This is a genomic window from Streptomyces sp. NPDC032161 (genome assembly GCF_040636995.1).
In the GTDB taxonomy this organism is placed as follows: domain Bacteria; phylum Actinomycetota; class Actinomycetes; order Streptomycetales; family Streptomycetaceae; genus Streptomyces.
Genome location: NZ_JBEZVN010000046.1, coordinates 17,998 through 33,708, shown reverse-complemented (window position 1 = coordinate 33,708; position 15,711 = coordinate 17,998). Strand labels below are relative to the sequence as shown.

15 protein-coding genes are annotated in these 15,711 nt (G+C 72.9%); 1 reads left to right on the top strand and 14 read right to left on the bottom strand.

All coding sequences use genetic code 11. The features are described from left to right. Nucleotides 1–338: 338 nt before the first annotated feature. A complete protein-coding gene (locus AB0E67_RS33320) occupies nucleotides 339–767 on the bottom strand; it encodes a YidB family protein (RefSeq protein WP_362033978.1) in 429 nt (142 codons plus the stop codon). A gap of 230 nt (nucleotides 768–997) precedes the next feature. On the opposite strand from AB0E67_RS33320, the gene AB0E67_RS33315 reads away from it, so the two are divergent. Continuing rightward, the gene (locus tag AB0E67_RS33315) at nucleotides 998–1,702 is read left to right on the top strand and encodes a nucleotidyltransferase domain-containing protein (protein WP_362033975.1); all 705 of its coding nucleotides are present in this window, start codon (nucleotides 998–1,000) and stop codon (nucleotides 1,700–1,702) included. Between the two features lie 27 nt (nucleotides 1,703–1,729). Here the strand turns inward: AB0E67_RS33315 and AB0E67_RS33310 are convergent, their stop codons facing one another. The 13 genes from AB0E67_RS33310 to AB0E67_RS33250 all read right to left on the bottom strand — a co-directional run bounded on the left by AB0E67_RS33310 (nucleotide 1,730) and on the right by AB0E67_RS33250 (nucleotide 15,688). Then, entirely contained in the window at nucleotides 1,730–2,545 is an 816-nt protein-coding gene (locus tag AB0E67_RS33310) for a nucleotidyltransferase domain-containing protein (protein ID WP_362033972.1), read from the bottom strand. A gap of 3 nt (nucleotides 2,546–2,548) precedes the next feature. After that, nucleotides 2,549–3,571 carry an ADP-ribosylglycohydrolase family protein gene (locus AB0E67_RS33305; RefSeq protein ID WP_362033969.1) on the bottom strand — a complete coding sequence of 341 codons (1,023 nt, stop codon included), beginning with the start codon at nucleotides 3,569–3,571 and terminating at the stop codon, nucleotides 2,549–2,551. Nucleotides 3,572–3,630: 59 nt separating this feature from the next. Continuing rightward, on the bottom strand, nucleotides 3,631–4,365 hold the full coding sequence (locus tag AB0E67_RS33300; protein WP_362033966.1) for an NUDIX domain-containing protein: 735 nt from the start codon (nucleotides 4,363–4,365) through the stop codon (nucleotides 3,631–3,633). Continuing rightward, nucleotides 4,362–5,441, bottom strand: coding sequence for an AAA family ATPase (locus tag AB0E67_RS33295; RefSeq protein WP_362033963.1), 1,080 nt, complete (start codon nucleotides 5,439–5,441; stop codon nucleotides 4,362–4,364). Before AB0E67_RS33295 ends, AB0E67_RS33300 begins: the two co-directional genes overlap by 4 nt. Continuing rightward, nucleotides 5,438–6,097 (bottom strand): nicotinamide riboside transporter PnuC, encoded by a 660-nt coding sequence (pnuC, locus tag AB0E67_RS33290; protein WP_362033960.1) that lies wholly within the window; start codon nucleotides 6,095–6,097, stop codon nucleotides 5,438–5,440. The genes AB0E67_RS33295 and pnuC overlap by 4 nt, the downstream gene beginning before the upstream one ends. Before the next feature lie 221 nt (nucleotides 6,098–6,318). Next, on the bottom strand, nucleotides 6,319–7,425 hold the full coding sequence (locus tag AB0E67_RS33285; protein ID WP_362033958.1) for a pseudouridine synthase: 1,107 nt from the start codon (nucleotides 7,423–7,425) through the stop codon (nucleotides 6,319–6,321). After that, nucleotides 7,425–8,072, bottom strand: coding sequence for an SMC-Scp complex subunit ScpB (scpB, locus tag AB0E67_RS33280; RefSeq protein WP_362033955.1), 648 nt, complete (start codon nucleotides 8,070–8,072; stop codon nucleotides 7,425–7,427). The genes AB0E67_RS33285 and scpB overlap by 1 nt, the downstream gene beginning before the upstream one ends. Next, a complete protein-coding gene (locus AB0E67_RS33275) occupies nucleotides 8,069–9,274 on the bottom strand; it encodes a segregation/condensation protein A (protein ID WP_362033952.1) in 1,206 nt (401 codons plus the stop codon). The genes scpB and AB0E67_RS33275 overlap by 4 nt, the downstream gene beginning before the upstream one ends. A gap of 133 nt (nucleotides 9,275–9,407) precedes the next feature. After that, the gene (locus tag AB0E67_RS33270) at nucleotides 9,408–9,998 is read right to left on the bottom strand and encodes a hypothetical protein (protein WP_362033987.1); all 591 of its coding nucleotides are present in this window, start codon (nucleotides 9,996–9,998) and stop codon (nucleotides 9,408–9,410) included. Further along, on the bottom strand, nucleotides 9,995–11,113 hold the full coding sequence (locus AB0E67_RS33265) for a ParA family protein (RefSeq protein WP_351523306.1): 1,119 nt from the start codon (nucleotides 11,111–11,113) through the stop codon (nucleotides 9,995–9,997). The genes AB0E67_RS33270 and AB0E67_RS33265 overlap by 4 nt, the downstream gene beginning before the upstream one ends. Nucleotides 11,114–11,528: 415 nt before the next feature. Beyond that, nucleotides 11,529–12,644, bottom strand: coding sequence for an alanine dehydrogenase (gene ald / locus AB0E67_RS33260; RefSeq protein WP_362033984.1), 1,116 nt, complete (start codon nucleotides 12,642–12,644; stop codon nucleotides 11,529–11,531). 142 nt (nucleotides 12,645–12,786) lie between these two features. Then, entirely contained in the window at nucleotides 12,787–14,853 is a 2,067-nt protein-coding gene (locus AB0E67_RS33255) for a tetratricopeptide repeat protein (protein ID WP_362033949.1), read from the bottom strand. Between the two features lie 208 nt (nucleotides 14,854–15,061). Next, nucleotides 15,062–15,688: an NUDIX hydrolase gene (locus AB0E67_RS33250; RefSeq protein ID WP_351523302.1), complete on the bottom strand. Its 627-nt coding sequence runs from the start codon at nucleotides 15,686–15,688 to the stop codon at nucleotides 15,062–15,064. Nucleotides 15,689–15,711 lie beyond the last annotated feature (23 nt).

The following is a 15,711-nucleotide window of genomic DNA, read 5'->3' as shown; positions in this document are numbered from 1 at the left end:
CAAGCCTGGCAAGGCGGAGGAGGGAGGCGACGCGGAGCGTCGTCGACCGACGACAACGCCGCCAGGCGCCGCCCATCGGCACGCGACGCCGCCCCGCCTATGCGCGCGACCTCTTAGGTCTGTCCGGCCGATCCCCGGCGGGCGCCCGACGACGGCTGCGGCGCCTCGCCGCGCTGCCGGAACGCCCGCACACGCCCGGTGGGCGGGTGCCCCGCCGCCGCGCGATCAATGGGGTCTCCCCCTGTTCGAGCGAAGCCGAGGACTCGGGGCAGCACCGGACGCCGTTCGGCCCGGCCCCGGGCCGAACGGCGGCACCTCGACGACAGGGCCCAGCGGCCTCAGAGTCGCTGCTCCCGGACCAGTTCCTCGATCGAGCGGCCCGCCGGGACCTCGCCCGTCGGGGTCAGCCTGTCGACCGCCGTCGGCAGCGACCGGGCGATCTCGTCGGCGGCCTGCTCCGTGGTGACACCGGTCTGCTCGGCGACCTGCCGCAGGGTCTTGTCCGGCAGCGCCCGGGCGATCTGCGCTCCGCTGACCGCCTGGTTCTCACCGGTGCCCACCCAGGACCGCGCCTGTTCGAGCAGACCGGACTCGGCGAGCCTCCCGATCAGCCCTTCGAGCGCGTTGCCACCGCCACCCGCGCCGCCCTGGCTCCTGCCCAGCGCGCCCAGCAGCGCGCCGAGGATGTTCCCGGCACCGCCGCCCGCGCCGCCCTGGCCCCCGCCCAGCAGTCCGCCGAGCGGACTGCCGAGGTCGTTTCCCGCCATGGTTCCGCCTTTCCGGAGGGGATGGTTTATCGACAATGTCGATCAGAACCCCGGCCTCTGCCACTTGAACGCGGCGGAGCCGCCATCGGCCCGCGGTCACGGAGGAGGCACCGACCACCGCAGGGGCCCGGACCACCGGCGGGGGCACGGACCACCGGCGGGGGCACGGCGGGTCCGGGCAGCGGAGAACTCCCGGCGCGGGACGCGCCCGCTCGCGTAGCCTCGCGGGCATGATCACCCCCGATCCCGAGACTCTGGTGCGCGATCACACGGTCTACGCGTGTGTGATGGGCTCGCGCGCCTTCGGGCTCGCCACGGACGGCAGTGACACCGACCGGCGCGGCGTCTTCCTCGCACCGACCCCGCTGTTCTGGCGGTTCGACAAGCCGCCGACGCATGTCGAGGGGCCGGCGGAGGAGCAGTTCTCCTGGGAGCTGGAACGCTTCTGCGAACTGGCCCTGCGCGCCAACCCCAATGTGCTGGAGTGCCTGCACTCGCCGCTGGTGGAGCGCATCGACGAGGTGGGCCGTGAACTCCTCTCCCTGCGCGGCGCGTTCCTGTCCCGGCTGGCCCATCGGACCTTCGTCCGGTACGCGCTGGGGCAGCGCAGGAAACTGGAGGCGGACGTCCGGCAGTACGGGGCGCCGCGCTGGAAGCACGCCATGCATCTGCTGCGGCTGCTGACCACCGGCCGTGATCTGCTGCGCACCGGCGAGCTCGTGATCGAGGTGGGGCCGGCCCGGGAGGATTTGCTGGCGGTCAGGCGCGGCGAGGTGCCCTGGCCGGAGGTCGAACGCCGGATGACCCGTCTGGCGGAGGAGAACGACGAGGCCGTACGGACCTCGCCGCTCCCCCCGCAGCCGGACCGCTCCCGCGTGGAGGACTTCCTCGTACGCACCCGCCGGGCGTCCGCGCTGCGGCACGACCAGGGGTGACCGCCCCCGGGTCGGACGAGTTGCGGGTCAGGGCCGCCCGGCGGCCGAGGACGTGACCGGGGGCCGGGGCGTGGTCCGCGTGCGCACCACGAGGTCGTGCAGGGCGTCGAGTCCTCCGGCCGCCTCGGGGAGCGCGGACTCCGCCTGCGCCCGGTCGAGCACCTCGTGCAGCTCCTCGACGTCCCGGGACACCGTCGTACCCTCCACGTCCCGCGCTCCCGCGTGCTCGGCCTCGGCCTTCGCGGCGATCAGCTCGGGCAGATACGCCGGGGCGGCGACCTCGCCGAGCAGCGTCGGCAGATGCGCCGTCACCTCGCCGCTGCGCATCAGATGGATACCGGTGAGCAGTGCCCGGAACGTGTAGAGCAGGGGCTTCAGTTCTCCGTTCTTCTCGTGGAGCGCCCACTGGGTGCGGGCGAAGCCGCGGTAGTGGTGGGCGTGGCGGCGGGTGAGCACGGCGGGGGCCAGGTCCACCAGTTCCGCGTGCGGTCCGCTCGTGCGCACCACGAGCGGGGACAGCAGCTGTTCGAGCACGTAGCCGTTCGGTTTCAGCATCAGCCGGACGAACTTCCGCAGGTCGTGGGTGACGAGGTCCATCTCGACCCCGTCCCGGTCCCACATCGGCGAGCGTGTCTCCTCGGGCGGACGCAGCCCGAGGAGATCCTCCGCGGGCAGGAGATGGACCCCCCGAAGGTCCACATCCGAGTCCCTGGACGGAAACCCGTACAGATGCGCCCCGGAGACCGTGACGAACACCAGCGGGTCGCGTTCCCCGGCGAGGACCGGGGCGAAGTCCGTGACCGGCAGCCCGGCCTCCTGGAGGTGTTCCGTCTTCGTACGCATGGATCAAGCGTCCCAGAGCGCCCCCAGTGCCAACAGGTCGCTGCGGTACTCGATCCGCTCCGACCACTCCTTGGGCCAGGCGCCCGCCCCCAGGTGGGCACCCGCGAACGCGCCGGTGAGGCAGCCGAGGGAGTCCGAGTCGCCACGGGTGCAGGCGGCCCGGCGCAGGGCGGTGACGGGGTCCTCGGGAAAGAGCAGGAAGCAGTGCAGGGCCGTGGCGAGCGCCTCCTCCGCGACCCAGCCGTCGCCGGTGGTCTCGCAGGGGTCGGTCTCCGGGGACGGGTCGCGCACGGCGTCCTGGACGCGGGCCAGGACGTCGAGGCATTCCTCCCAGCCGCGCCGGATGTACTGCTCCGGGGAGGAGTCGCCCGCGTACCGCCACAGGTCGCCGAGCCAGCGCGTGAGGTAGCGTCCGCTGTTCTCGTAGGCGTAACTGCGCAGCTGCCCGATCAGGCCCGTCGGCTCCGCCCCCTGCGCCAGCAGGTACACCGCGCGGGCCGTCAGGTCGGACGCGGCGAGGGCGGTCGGGTGGCCGTGGGTGAGGGCCGCCTGCAACTGGGCGGCGCCGGAACGCTGTTCGTCGCTCAGCCCGGGGACGAGCCCGACCGGTACGACCCTCATGTTGGCGCCGCAGCCCTTGGACCCGGTCCGGCTGGCCTCCTGCCACAGCCGGTCGCTGTCGAGCAGTCGGCAGGCGGTCATGCAGGTACGGCCCGGGGCCCGGTTGTTGTCGGGCGAGTGGTACCAGTCGACGAACTCCTCGCGCACCGGGCGGACCAGTCGCAACGGGGTGAGCAGCCCGCGGTCCATGGCGGTGCGTATGCCCCGCGCCAGGGCGAGCGTCATCTGGGTGTCGTCGGTCACGTACGCGGGATTCGGCAGCCGCATCTGCCGCCACGGACCGCACTTGGCGAGGATCGACGGCACGTTGTTGAACTCGGTCGGGAAGCCCAGTGCGTCGCCGAGCGCGAGCCCGGTGAGTGCTCCGGTGGCGGCCTGCTTGGTGGTGGTCCTGGTCACGATCACGTGGTTCTTCCTTCCGGTGTCGTCAGCGGTCTTGCGGTGCCGGGAACGGCTGTCCGGCGTCAGGAGTGGCCTTCCGGCCTCAGGAGCGGGGGGTGCAGAGCGGTGGCGGCGCCCGCCCGGTAGAGCGCGGCGGGCTTGCCGCGTCCGCCGGTAGAGCGCGGCGGTCCCTCCACTGCCTGGACGAAGCCGGGTGTGGCGAGGACCTTGCGCCGGAAGTTGGGCCGGTCGAGCGTGACGCCCCAGACCGTCTCGTACACCTGCTGGAGCTCCCCCAGGGTGAATTCGGGCGGGCAGAACGCGGTGGCCAGACAGGTGTATTCGAGCTTGGCGCCGATCCGGTCGTAGGCGTCGGCGAGGATCCGGTCGTGGTCGAAGGCGAGCGGACCGGTGGCCCCGGCGTCCCACCAGCGGGCACTGGCCGCGTCGCCGCCGCCGCGCGGTTCGGGCAGGTCGGGGACGAGTGCGGCGTACGCGACGGAGACGACCCGCATCCTCGGGTCCCGGTCCGGGTCGCTGTAGGTGCGCAACTGTTCCAGGTGGAGGGCCGAGGCCGTGTCCGGGGTCAGCCCGGTCTCCTCGGCGAGTTCGCGGCGGGCGGCGTCCTCGGCGGACTCGCGGGGCCGGACGAAGCCGCCGGGCAGTGCCCAGCAGCCCTTGTACGGGTCCTCGCCCCGCTCGACGAGCAGGACGTCGAGCCGGGTGGCGCGGACCGTGAAGACGGCGAGATCGACGGTGACCGCGAACGGTTCGAAGGCGTACGGGTCGTAGCCCGCGGGGACACCGGTGCTCGTCATCGGCGCTCCGGGAGGGGCGGGGCGAAGTCCCAGCCGGCGGCGAGCAGGGCGTCGACGGCGGCGACGGCGGTGGCCAGGCGTTCCGGGTGGGGCCCGGTGAGTTCGACGAACCGTCTTCCGGTACGGGCGAGTTCGGCGCGGAAGCGGTCGGTCATCCAGGGCCTCAGTTCCTCGCCGTCGCGCAGCCCGTCGTCCTCGAACGCGACGCCCTCGTGGTCGGTGAGCAGCCACAGGTGGTGCGGGACCCGGTCGGCGATCTCCTCGACGAGGGGGTTGCGTCCGCCGACGTAGCGTTCGTGCCAGACGGTGGTGGCGAAGGAGTCGGTGTCGCAGAACAGCACCGGCGACCCGGCACGCGCGGCCGACTCCTCCGCGTCGTTCTGCGCCCGGGCGATCAGCGGGAAGTCCTCCGTGCCGAAGGTGACGTCCTCCCACTGGGCGTCGGGCCACCGGGAGCGCAGCTCGGCCAGCTTCCGTTCGCTGAACTCCCGTCCGTACTCGGCGACGTACCCGGTGCGTGCCCAGATCCCGCCGCGCCGCCGGTAGTGGTCGGCGAGCGCGCGGGCCATGGTCGTGGTGCCGGTGGATTCCGCGCCGAGGACGACGACCCGGCGGGCGAGCGCGGCCCGGACGGGCGGTTCGAGGAAGTCCCAGCAGCCGACCGGGTCCTTGCGGACGGCGGTGCCGGAGACCGGGAAGACCGTGCGGTCGGGGTCGACGCAGACGGGCACGGCACCGAACCTGCGGGCCAGCTCGTCCCCGTACGACTCCGAGGTGAAGACGACGTCCACCGGTTCGGGCACGGCCCGGGTGAAGACGGCCATGTGCGCGTCCCAGATCGCCGGGTCGTGGAGGTCCATGGGGATGTCGTCGACGGCGCCCACGACCCGTACGTCCGGGTGCGTCTCCCGCATCCAGGCCACCCGGTCGGCGAGCGGTACGGATTCGACGGAGGCGGCGCAGACCAGGACGGTCAGCCGCTCGCACCGGTCCCGCGCGGTGCGCACGAGGTGGTGGTGACCGGCGTGCGGCGGATAGAACTTGCCGAGGACGAGCCCGTGCCCGAAGCGCTTCACGCCGTCACCTCCACGGGCCGCTGCCGCTGCTGCCGCGCGGCGAGATCGCGCCGCCAGTTGCGCAGGCCGGCCAGGCACAGCACCAGGAAGCCGATGTACAGCAGGGAGGTGAGGTAGAGCTCCTTGTGCGCGTAGAGCGGGATGTACACCACGTCGGCCGCGATCCAGAGCCACCAGGACTCGACGAGCTTGCGGCACTGCCCGTACGTGGCCGTCAGGGACAGCGCGGTCGTCAGGGCGTCCCAGAAGGGCACGGTCGAGTCGGTGGCACGGTCCAGCAGGACGGTGAGGGCGCAGGTCCCCACCGCCCCCGCCGCGAGCAGCAGGCCCCATTCGGTGCGCGTGGTGCGGCGCACCGGCAGGTCGGGCGCGCCTGGTCCACCCCCGTGGGTCCAGGTCCACCAGCCGAACACGGCGAGGGCGATGAAGACGACCTGGAGGCCGGCGTCGGCGTACAGACCGGACTGGGCGAACAACACGATGAAGAAGAGGTTGTTGGCGATGCCGATCGGCCAGTTGGCGATGTGCTGGCGGGCCACGAGCCAGACGCACAGCGCCCCGCTGCCGAAACCGAGCACCTCGGTCCAGCTGACCGGGGTGCCGAGGATCGTCACCAGGGGTTGCTGCAGGGGATCGAGGACATCCGCGAGACTCACTCCCGCCTCCTTAATAGTCACTCTGACTATAAAGGGGGGACGGGCATGGCGAAAGGCCCGCGTCCGGTTCCCCCTCGACGTGCGAGAACGGGAACCGGACGCGGGCCTCGGAACGGGCGGAGCCGGAGCGCCCCGGACGGGGCGCGGGAGCGCGGCGCGACGCTACGGACGGCGGTGCGGGAACCCGGGCCGGCCGTGGCGCGGCGGACGGGGTCGCGGGACTACAGACCGACCTCGCGCATCAGCATGCCGACCTCGGTGTTCGTGAGGCGGCGCAGCCAGCCGGACTTCTGGTCGCCCAGCGGGATCGGCCCGAACGACGTCCGGACGAGCCGCTCGACGGGGAAGCCGGCCTCGGCCAGCATCCGGCGGACGATGTGCTTGCGGCCCTCGTGGAGGGTGACCTCGACCAGGTAGTTCTTGCCGGTGTTCTCGACGACCCGGAAGTGGTCGGCGCGGGCGTACCCGTCCTCCAGCGGGATGCCGTCCTTGAGCCGCTTGCCCAGGTCGCGCGGGAGCGGCCCCTGGATGGCGGCCAGATAGGTCTTCTTCACCCCGTACTTGGGGTGGGTCAGCCGGTGGGCCAGCTCACCGTGGTTGGTGAGCAGGAGGATGCCCTCGGTCTCGGTGTCGAGCCGGCCCACGTGGAACAGCCGCGTCTCGCGGTTGGTGACGTAGTCGCCGAGGCACTGGCGGCCGTCCGGGTCCTCCATGGAGGAGACGACACCGGCGGGCTTGTTCAGCGCGAAGAAGAGGTACGACTGGGCGGCGACGGTCAGCCCGTCGACCTTGATCTCGTCCTTGTGCACGTCGACGCGTCGGCCCTGCTCCAGGACGACCTCGCCGTTGACCTCGACGCGGGCCTGCTCGATCAGCTCCTCGCAGGCGCGGCGCGAACCCAGCCCGGCCCGGGCGAGGACCTTCTGCAGCCGCTCGCCCTCCTGCTCGGCGCCCGGGAAGGTCTTGGGCGTCCTGACCTCGGGCCTGCCCGCGTACCGGTCCCGGTTGCGCTGCTCGATCTTGGCGTCGAGCTCGCGCGGGCGGGACGGGGCGCCCTGCCTGCGCCGGCCGCCGCCGCGTTCGTCGCGGGCCTGCGGGGGCTTCGGGCCGCCCTTGGCACCGCCGCGCGCCGCCGCGCCGCGACCCTTGCGGGGACCGTCGCCGCCCTGCCCGCCCGGGGCGCCCACGTCGTAGCGGCGCTCCTCCGGCCGGGGCCTGCGGGGACGCTGCTCCTGCCGACCGTCGCGACCGGCACCGGCACCCCGGGGATTCCGGTCGCCGCCGCTCCGGCCGCCGCCGCTTCCGCTGTTCCTGCCACTGCTTCGCATCAAAATTCCGTCTTGTCGTCTGCGTGGGTATCGGGGGTGTCCGGTGCGTCCGGATCGAACGACGGCACACCCTCTCGCGTCTCGGCCTCGATCGCGTCCGCCTCGGGGAGGAAGGGCGCGAGCTCCGGGAGCTCGTCCAGGCCGCGCAGGCCCATCCGCTCCAGAAAGTAGTTCGTCGTCCTGTACAGGATCGCACCTGTTTCGGGTTCCGTGCCCGCCTCGTCGACGAGCCCCCGCTGGAGCAGGGTCCGCATGACCCCGTCGCAGTTCACGCCGCGGACCGCGGAGACCCTGGACCGGCTGACCGGCTGGCGGTACGCGACCACGGCCAGGGTCTCCAGTGCCGCCTGGGTGAGCCGGGCCTGCTGGCCGTCCAGGACGAAGCCCTCGACGGCCGCCGCGTACTCGGGCCGGGTGTAGAAGCGCCAGCCGCCGGCCACCAGCCGCAGCTCGAAGCCCCGGCGCCCGGCGGTGTACTCGTCGGCCAGCTCGCGCAGCGCGTCGGCGACGGCCGCGCGGGGCCGCTGAAGCACCTTGGCGAGGTGTTCCTCGGTGGCGGGCTCGTCGACGACCATGAGGACGGCCTCCAGAGCGGGCTTCAGTGCGAGATCCGCGACGGCGGAGCCGGTGGTTCCGTGCTGTGTCATGCCTTCCCATCCTCCTGGACGTCCCGCGCCCCGGCCCTGTCCCCGCTGTCGTCCACGCTGTCGTCCCCGGCGCCGTCCTCCCGCGCGTCCCGCGCCTCGGCGCCGTTCCCGGCTCCCTGTGCCCCGGTCCCGTTCCCGGCGTCGAACTCGTCCGTGACGACGGGACCGGCCCCCTCTCCCCCGGCCCAGCGCACCAGGAGTTCCCCGAGGGCCACGTCCTGGTCGAGCGCGACGGCCTTCTCCCGGTACAGCTCCAGCAGCGCGAGGAAGCGGGCGACCACGGTGAGGGTGTCCGGGGCGTCCTCGGTGAGCTCCCGGAAACTGATCTCCCCCGCCCCGCGCAGCCGCGCCACCACGACCTCGGCCTGTTCCCGCACGCTGACCAGCGGTGCGTGGATGTGGTCGACGTACACCTGCGGCTCGGGTCTCGGCCGCATCGCCTTCACGGCGAGCCGGGCGAAGCCCTCGGCCCCGATGCTGATGACGACCTCGGGAAGCAGCTCGGCATGGTGCCGCTCCAGCCCCACGGTGCGAGGGAAGCGCCGCCCCTCCGCCACCAGCCGGCCGTCGAAGATCTCCGCGACGCGCTTGTACGCGCGGTACTGGAGCAGCCGCGCGAACAGCAGGTCCCGGGCTTCGAGCAGCGCCAGGTCCGCCTCGTCCTCCACCTCGGCGGCGGGCAGCAGCCGGGCGGCCTTGAGGTCCAGGAGGGTCGCGGCGACGACGAGGAACTCGGTGGTCTGGTCCAGGTCCCAGTCCGGCCCCATCGCGTGGATGTACGCCATGAACTCGTCGGTGACCTTGGACAGCGCGACCTCGGTCACATCCAGCTTGTGCTTGGAGATCAGCTGAAGGAGCAGGTCGAACGGCCCCTCGAAGTTCGCCAGCCGCACGGTGAACCGGCCGTCGTCGGCCTGCCCGTCGGGGGCCCGTCCCTCCTCGGACCGCCCGCCGTCGGCCCGACCACCACGAGCCCGCCCGTCATCGGCGCGACCGCCGGGGATCCGCCCGTCGGGGGCCTGTCCGTCACGGGCCGCAGGGCACCCCGGAGCCAGGTCGGCCACGGCGGGCGGTGCGGGGGCCGGTTCCTGCCCGGGCCCCCGGTCCTCCCTCTCCCCCGGCCCGGGCTCCGGCGCGGCCCGGCCGCCCGGGCCGCGGCCCAGGGGGCGGCGGGGAGTGCGGGCGGGCTCGTCGGTCGTCATGAGGGTCCTGGGGCAAGCGGGATACGGGCGGCGGGCGACGGCCCGTACGGAAAGGGCCGGCCGATCGGCCCGCGGCGGCCCCGGGCGGGCGGCCGGCCGCGGCGGCACTCCGGGCAGGCTACCGGCGACCCGCTCAGCGCCCGCGCAGCCGCCGTACGAGGATGCTCGCGTCGCCCCGCGACTCCAGGTCGGCCAGCACCACGGCGACCGCCTCGCGGACGATCCGGCCCCGGTCGACCGCGAGTCCGTGCTCACCGCGCAGCACGAGACGGGCGTGCTCCAGATCCATCAGTTCCTCGGCCGAGACGTAGACCGTGATCTTCTCGTCGTGGCGCTCCCGGCCGCTGGGCCGCCGGTTCGCCCCGCGACCGCCGCCGCGCCTGCGCTGCTGCTGCACGGCGGAGACGGACGCCGCCTCCCGGTCCGGGGACGCGGTCGGCCGGGACCTGCGCACCGGCTGCCCGGCCGCCGTCCCCCGCTCGCCTTCGGCGCCCCGGCCGCGTGGCTGCGCCGCGTCGGCGTCCGCCGCCGAGTGCTCCTCCCGGACGTCGGCCGCCTCGGCCGCGCCCGTCCCGGACCCTTCGGCCCGGGGGTCGTTCTCACCGGCGGGACCCGGCACCCGGGCCTCACCGTTCGCCTTGCGCCGCCGGTCCACCGGGGACGAGGACTGGAGGCCCATGCCCCCGGTGGTACGGAACAGCTCGTCGGCTCCGGGCAGACTCACTCGGCGTGACACCGGGCGAGCACCTCCCTGGCGAGCTGGCGATAGGCGGCGGCACCGACGGAGTTCGAGGCGTACGTGGTGATGGGCTCACCGGCGACCGTGGTCTCGGGGAAGCGCACGGTGCGCCCGATGACCGTGTGGTAGACGTGGTCGTCGAACGCCTCGACGACGCGCGCGAGGACCTCGCGGCTGTGCACCGTGCGGGAGTCGTACATGGTCGCGAGGATGCCGTCGAGCTCCAGCTCGGGGTTGAGCCGCTCCTGGACCTTCTCGATGGTCTCGGTGAGCAGCGCCACCCCTCGCAGCGCGAAGAACTCGCACTCCAGCGGAACTATGACCTTGTGAGCGGCCGTCAGGGCGTTCACCGTGAGCAGGCCGAGCGAGGGCTGGCAGTCGATCACGATGTAGTCGTAGTCGGCCATCAGCGGCTTCAGGGCGCGCTGCAGCGTGGACTCCCGGGCGACCTCGCTGACCAGCTGCACCTCGGCGGCCGACAGGTCGATGTTGCTGGGCAGCAGGTCCATGTTCGGGACCGCGGTCTTCAGCAGGACGTCGTCGGCCGACATGCCCCGCTCCATGAGCAGGTTGTAGACCGTGAGGTCGAGCTCCATCGGGTTGACGCCGAGTCCGACCGACAGGGCGCCCTGCGGGTCGAAGTCGACGAGCAGGACCCGGCGCCCGTACTCCGCCAGCGCGGCCCCCAGGTTGATGGTCGACGTGGTCTTGCCGACGCCGCCCTTCTGGTTGCACATCGCGATGATCTTCGCGGGGCCGTGGTCGGTCAGCGGGCCCGGGATCGGGAAGTAGGGCAGGGGCCGACCGGTCGGGCCGATCCGCTCGCGGCGCTGGCGGGCAGCGTCGGGCGCGAGGGTGGCCGCGTACTCCGGATCGGGCTCGTACTCGGCATCGGGGTCGTAGAAGTGCCCCTGGGGCACCTCGTCGAAGTCGGCGAAGCGGGCGGTCTCTCGGCCACTCTCGTTGCCGGCCATGGCGTTCACGTGTAGGCCGTCCATCATCTGGGGGGCTGTCGTCATGTGCTGGTTGGTGGCGAAGGTGCGGACAGCGACGGAGCCGACAGCCTCCGGCCCGTGCGGGCCCCGGCCCCGTGCGGGCATCCCTGGACGAACACCCCCGGGAGTAAATGTCGACTCATTCACAAGTCGTCTTACCTCCTTGGAAGTGACCAGGAAACTTATCGATAGGTCAGCGTGGCACCATGCCGACGATTGGCGACTCTATGGCGTGTCACCGCTTCGCAGCAACACAATCCACCGGACCCGGCCGGTCGTGTCGGCAATCGAACACCTCCCTGTCAAGAGTGCACGAGCATCGAGACGCACCTTTATCGGGGGCACGAATCGGTCGAAGGGCCGCGTTCGAGACGAGTTGAACGACGGCCGGCCGGGTCCGGGCACGCGTCGGGCCGGACCCTGCTCGGCAAGGTCCGGCCCGACGTATGAGGTTGACGGGAGGTGGGGAGGCGCCCTCCCGCCCCGCTTGGACTGCGAAGCCCGCGGACTGCGCGGAACGTCAGCCGAGGAGCGTGCTCAGCTCGACGTGCTCCAGGCCGTGCGCCTCGGCGACCTGGCGGTAGACGACCTTGCCGTCATGGGTGTTGAGACCCTTGGCGAGGGCGGCGTCCCGGCGCAGGGCCTCGGCCCAGCCGCGGTTGGCGAGCTCCACGATGTACGGCAGCGTGGCGTTGGTGAGGGCGTAGGTGGAGGTGTTCGGCACCGCGCCCGGCATGTTCGCGACGCAGTAGAAGACCGACTCGTGGACCTTGAAGGTCGGCTCGGCGTGCGTCGTCGGGTGCGAGTCCTCGAAGCAGCCGCCCTGGTCGATCGCAATGTCGACAAGTACGCTTCCGGGCTTCATCTTGGCGACGAGCTCGTTGGTGACCAGCTTCGGGGCCTTGGCGCCCGGGATGAGCACGGCACCGATGACGAGGTCGGCCTCGACGACGGCCTTCTCCAGCTCGAAGGCGTTGGACACGACGGTCTGCACCTTGGTGCCGAAGATCTTGTCGGCCTCGCGCAGCTTGTTGATGTCCTTGTCGAGCAGCGTGACGTGGAAGCCCAGCCCGACGGCGATCTGCGTGGCGTTCCAGCCGGAGACACCGCCGCCGATGACGACGGCCTTGCCGGCCGCCGTGCCCGGGACACCGGCGGGCAGCACGCCGCGGCCACCGGCCGAGCGCATCAGGTGGTAGGCACCCACCTGCGGGGCCAGCCGGCCCGCCACCTCGGACATGGGGGCGAGCAGCGGCAGGGCGCGGTTCGCGGTCTCGACCGTCTCGTACGCTATGGCCGTCGTGCCCGACTCCAGGAGCGCGTCCGTGCACTCGCGGGAGGCGGCGAGGTGCAGGTAGGTGAAGAGCGTCTGGTCCTTGCGGAGGCGGTGGTACTCCTCCGCGATCGGCTCCTTGACCTTGAGCAGCAGGTCCGCGGCGGCCCAGACCTCGTCCGCGGTGGGGAGGATCTGCGCCCCTGCGGCGACGTACTCCTCGTCCGTGATGGAGGAGCCGGCGCCCGCGTTCTGCTCGACGAGGACCTGGTGGCCGTTGCGGACGAGCTCGTGCACACCGGCGGGCGTGATCGCCACGCGGAACTCGTTGTTCTTGACTTCGCGGGGGATGCCGACCTTCACGTCGATCACGGTCCTTGATTCAGAGGGTTACCCGGACATGGCTCACATACCCGGATAGACACTGCGTAAATGGAGACACCGCGAGCACACGCGGTACAGCCAGTCTAATGAAGGACTTCACGCTGTCTAGCCTTACAAAGCACTAATTTTCAGTCACCGCACTACGGATTTCGTAGGTCACGCCCTCGCCTCGCAGCAGACTGTCGGCCAGACCCCGGTGCAGCCGGGCCGCGGCCGGGTCGCCGAGCCGCTCGAACGTGTCGGCCAGCCGCAGCTGGAGCGCCGCCTGGAGCCGTACGTCCCCGGCCCGCCCGGCCCAGTGCACGGCCTCCTGGCAGGTCTGCAGCGATTCGCGCGGCCGGCCCGCGTACTCCTGCACCCGGGCCGCCTCGCTCAGCGCCCGCGCCTGGGCCGGTACGTCGCCGAGCCTGCGGTACCCGGCCGCGGCGGCCCGCCAGTTCCGCAGGGCCTCGCCGTACCTCCCGGCATAGGTGTGGACGGCACCCAGCCGCCCGTACAGCCTCGCCTCGTCGGCCCGCTCGTCCCGGGTGAGGCGCTGGGCCAGGGCCCGGCCGTACCAGTCGGCGGCCCGCTGGTAGTCCCCCAGTTCGGCATAGGCACCGCCCACGGATTCCATCGCGCGGCCGGTGGCGTACGGATCCTTCGCGGCCCGTCCGGCGTCCAGCGCGGCCCGGTAGCGGGCCAACGCCTCCCGCGTGCGGCCGGTTCCCGCGTCGAGGTCGGCGAGGTTGAGCAGCGCCGCGGCCCGCTCCCGCGGCAGGTCCCGCCGCTCGGCGACGGCCAGGACCAGGCCGTGCAGTCCGTACAGGTCGGGTGCGGCGGCCTCGGTGCCCTCGTGCACGGCCAGCACCCGCACCAGCGCCGACACCAACCGCCTGGCCAGGGTGTCGAGTCCGCCGTCCGCCACGGCGAGCCGGGCCGATGCCAGCAGGGCGGGCCGACGGCTCCGCAGCCAGGCGGCGGCCTCGTCGGGGCCGGGGAAGCGCAGGGAACTCGGCAGCGCGGCGAGGCCCCGTCGGGCCGGGGAGCCCTCGGGCTCGGTGACCGCCCGGCAGGACTGCAGCAGCCGTACGGTCCGCTCCAGCATCCGGGCCCGGGCGAGCTGGACCTCCGCGGGCCGGTCCCTGGCCTCCAGCAGGGTCCACAGCAGCGGTTCGAGGCAGCCGGGCACCTCGTACTGCGGCAGGTCCGTCCCGTCGCTGCGCAGCAGCCCGAGGGCGACGAGGCCGTCGAGGGTCGTCCGGGCGGTGTGGACGGAGCAGCCCGAGAGCGCGGAGGCGCTGTGGACGTCGGCCGTCCCGCCGGGGGCGAGGGCGAGCAGGCGCAGTGTGCGGGCGGCGGCGGGCGGCAGGGAGTCGTGGACCAGCCGCAGGACCCGGGCCAGGGGGCGGGCACCGGTGGACTGCTCGGAGTCGTCCGGCTGCTGCTCGCTGAGCCGTCGGGCGAGGTCGGAGACCGAGGCCATGGGGTGGGCCGCGAGCCAGCCGCCCGCCATCAGCAGGGCGGCCGGCAGCCCGCCGCACTCCTCGGCGAGGGACTCCGCGGTGCGCGGGTCGACGGTGATCCTCACGTCGCCGATGAGACCGGCGAGCAGCTGGACGGCGGAGGCTGCGTCCAGGCCGCCGAGCGTGCAGGGGCGGACGTCCGGGATGCCGGTCAGCGGGCCCTCGGAGGTCGCGACGACGAGGCAGTCGGAGTCGTCGGGGAGCAGCGGGTCGACCTGTTCGGCGTCCGCGGCGTCGTCGAGGAGCAGCAGGGCGCGGCGTCCGGCGAGCGCCTCGCGGACCATTCCGGACAGTTCGTCGCCGTCGGCGCCGGGCGGCCCCGTCACGCCCATCTGGTCGAGCAGCTCCCGCGCGGTGCGCTCGGTGGGGACGCGGGCGCCGCCCGGATCGGTGAGCCGGGCCCGGAACGGACCGTCGCGGCGGTCGTCGTCGGCGAGCAGCCGGCGGGCCAGCTCCGCGGCGAGCGCGGTGCGTCCGGAGCCGGGGCGTCCGGCGATCAGCAGGACCCGGGCGCGGGCGGGTTTGCGGCCGGCCAGGGTGTCCAGTCCGACGTGCTCGATGTCGGCGTACAGCTGCTTCAACTCGCGTTCGCGGCCGAAGAATTGGGGCGCTGTGGCGTCGGACGTCCCTTCGCTCCCCGCCGTCTCGGCCGGGCTGCCGGTGTCCACCGCCTGATCCGTCACGGGCCACGCTCCACTTCCGCCGCACGCGTCGCCCGCCGAGGGTCCGGTCAGGGCGTTCCGAGCGTAGTTCAGACGTGTGGACGATCGGTGTGGAGCGTGGCGCGGAGGTCCCCCGTTCGGATCATCGTCTTGTCCGATCGAAAGGATCCGATCCGCCTGTACCACCCGGTCCGCCCGCGGTGCCCGGACCGCCCGGACCGACGGGCCGTCAGCTCTCGAACGGGCGGGCCGGCCACGGCGCCCCGGCCGGGCGCAGCGAGTCGATCCCGTCGCCCGCGAGCGCCGAGGCGAGCGAGAGGACCCCCACGACGAGGCAGTTGTTGTGCAGCTCCCCGGCGAGCACGCCCCGTACCAGCTCCTGGAGCGGCACCCGGGCCAGCTCCATGTCGGCCTCCTCCTCGGAGACCTCGAAACGCTCCCCGTCCGCCTCGGAGAGACCGCGCGCGAGGAAGATCCGTACGGCCTCGTCGCAGCCGCCCGGCGTGGTGTAGACGTCGGTCAGCACCCGCCAGTCCTCGGCCTTGGCGTACGCCTCCTCGTAGAGCTCGCGCTGCGCGGCGTGCAGCGGGTTCTCGCCGGGGACGTCGAGCAGTCCGGCCGGGATCTCCCAGAGCTTGTGGCGCACCGGGTGGCGGTACTGCCGCAGTACCAGGACCCGGTCCTCCTCGTCGAGGGCCAGCACGGCGACCGAGCCGGGGTGGACCTGGTAGTCACGGCGCACGACCGTGCCGTCGGGCATCACGACCTCGTCGGTGCGGACACTGGTCTTGTTGCCGGTGAAGGGCGTCTCGGTCGCGGTGACCTGCCATTCCTCGGGCGTGTCCTGGATACCCATCTACGTCCTTCCGCAGAAAACGA

What these genes read in the sequence shown, in the direction of transcription:
- AB0E67_RS33300 (WP_362033966.1), bottom strand. Translation starts at nt 4,365, where the DNA reads ATGACGAGCACCGGTGTCCCCGCGGGCTACGACCCGTACGCCTTCGAA.
- AB0E67_RS33250 (WP_351523302.1), bottom strand. Translation starts at nt 15,688, where the DNA reads ATGGGTATCCAGGACACGCCCGAGGAATGGCAGGTCACCGCGACCGAG.
- AB0E67_RS33275 (WP_362033952.1), bottom strand. Translation starts at nt 9,274, where the DNA reads ATGACGACCGACGAGCCCGCCCGCACTCCCCGCCGCCCCCTGGGCCGC.
- AB0E67_RS33320 (WP_362033978.1), bottom strand. Translation starts at nt 767, where the DNA reads ATGGCGGGAAACGACCTCGGCAGTCCGCTCGGCGGACTGCTGGGCGGG.
- AB0E67_RS33265 (WP_351523306.1), bottom strand. Translation starts at nt 11,113, where the DNA reads ATGCCCGCACGGGGCCGGGGCCCGCACGGGCCGGAGGCTGTCGGCTCC.
- scpB (WP_362033955.1), bottom strand. Translation starts at nt 8,072, where the DNA reads ATGACACAGCACGGAACCACCGGCTCCGCCGTCGCGGATCTCGCACTG.
- AB0E67_RS33315 (WP_362033975.1), top strand. Translation starts at nt 998, where the DNA reads ATGATCACCCCCGATCCCGAGACTCTGGTGCGCGATCACACGGTCTAC.
- AB0E67_RS33285 (WP_362033958.1), bottom strand. Translation starts at nt 7,425, where the DNA reads ATGCGAAGCAGTGGCAGGAACAGCGGAAGCGGCGGCGGCCGGAGCGGC.
- AB0E67_RS33310 (WP_362033972.1), bottom strand. Translation starts at nt 2,545, where the DNA reads ATGCGTACGAAGACGGAACACCTCCAGGAGGCCGGGCTGCCGGTCACG.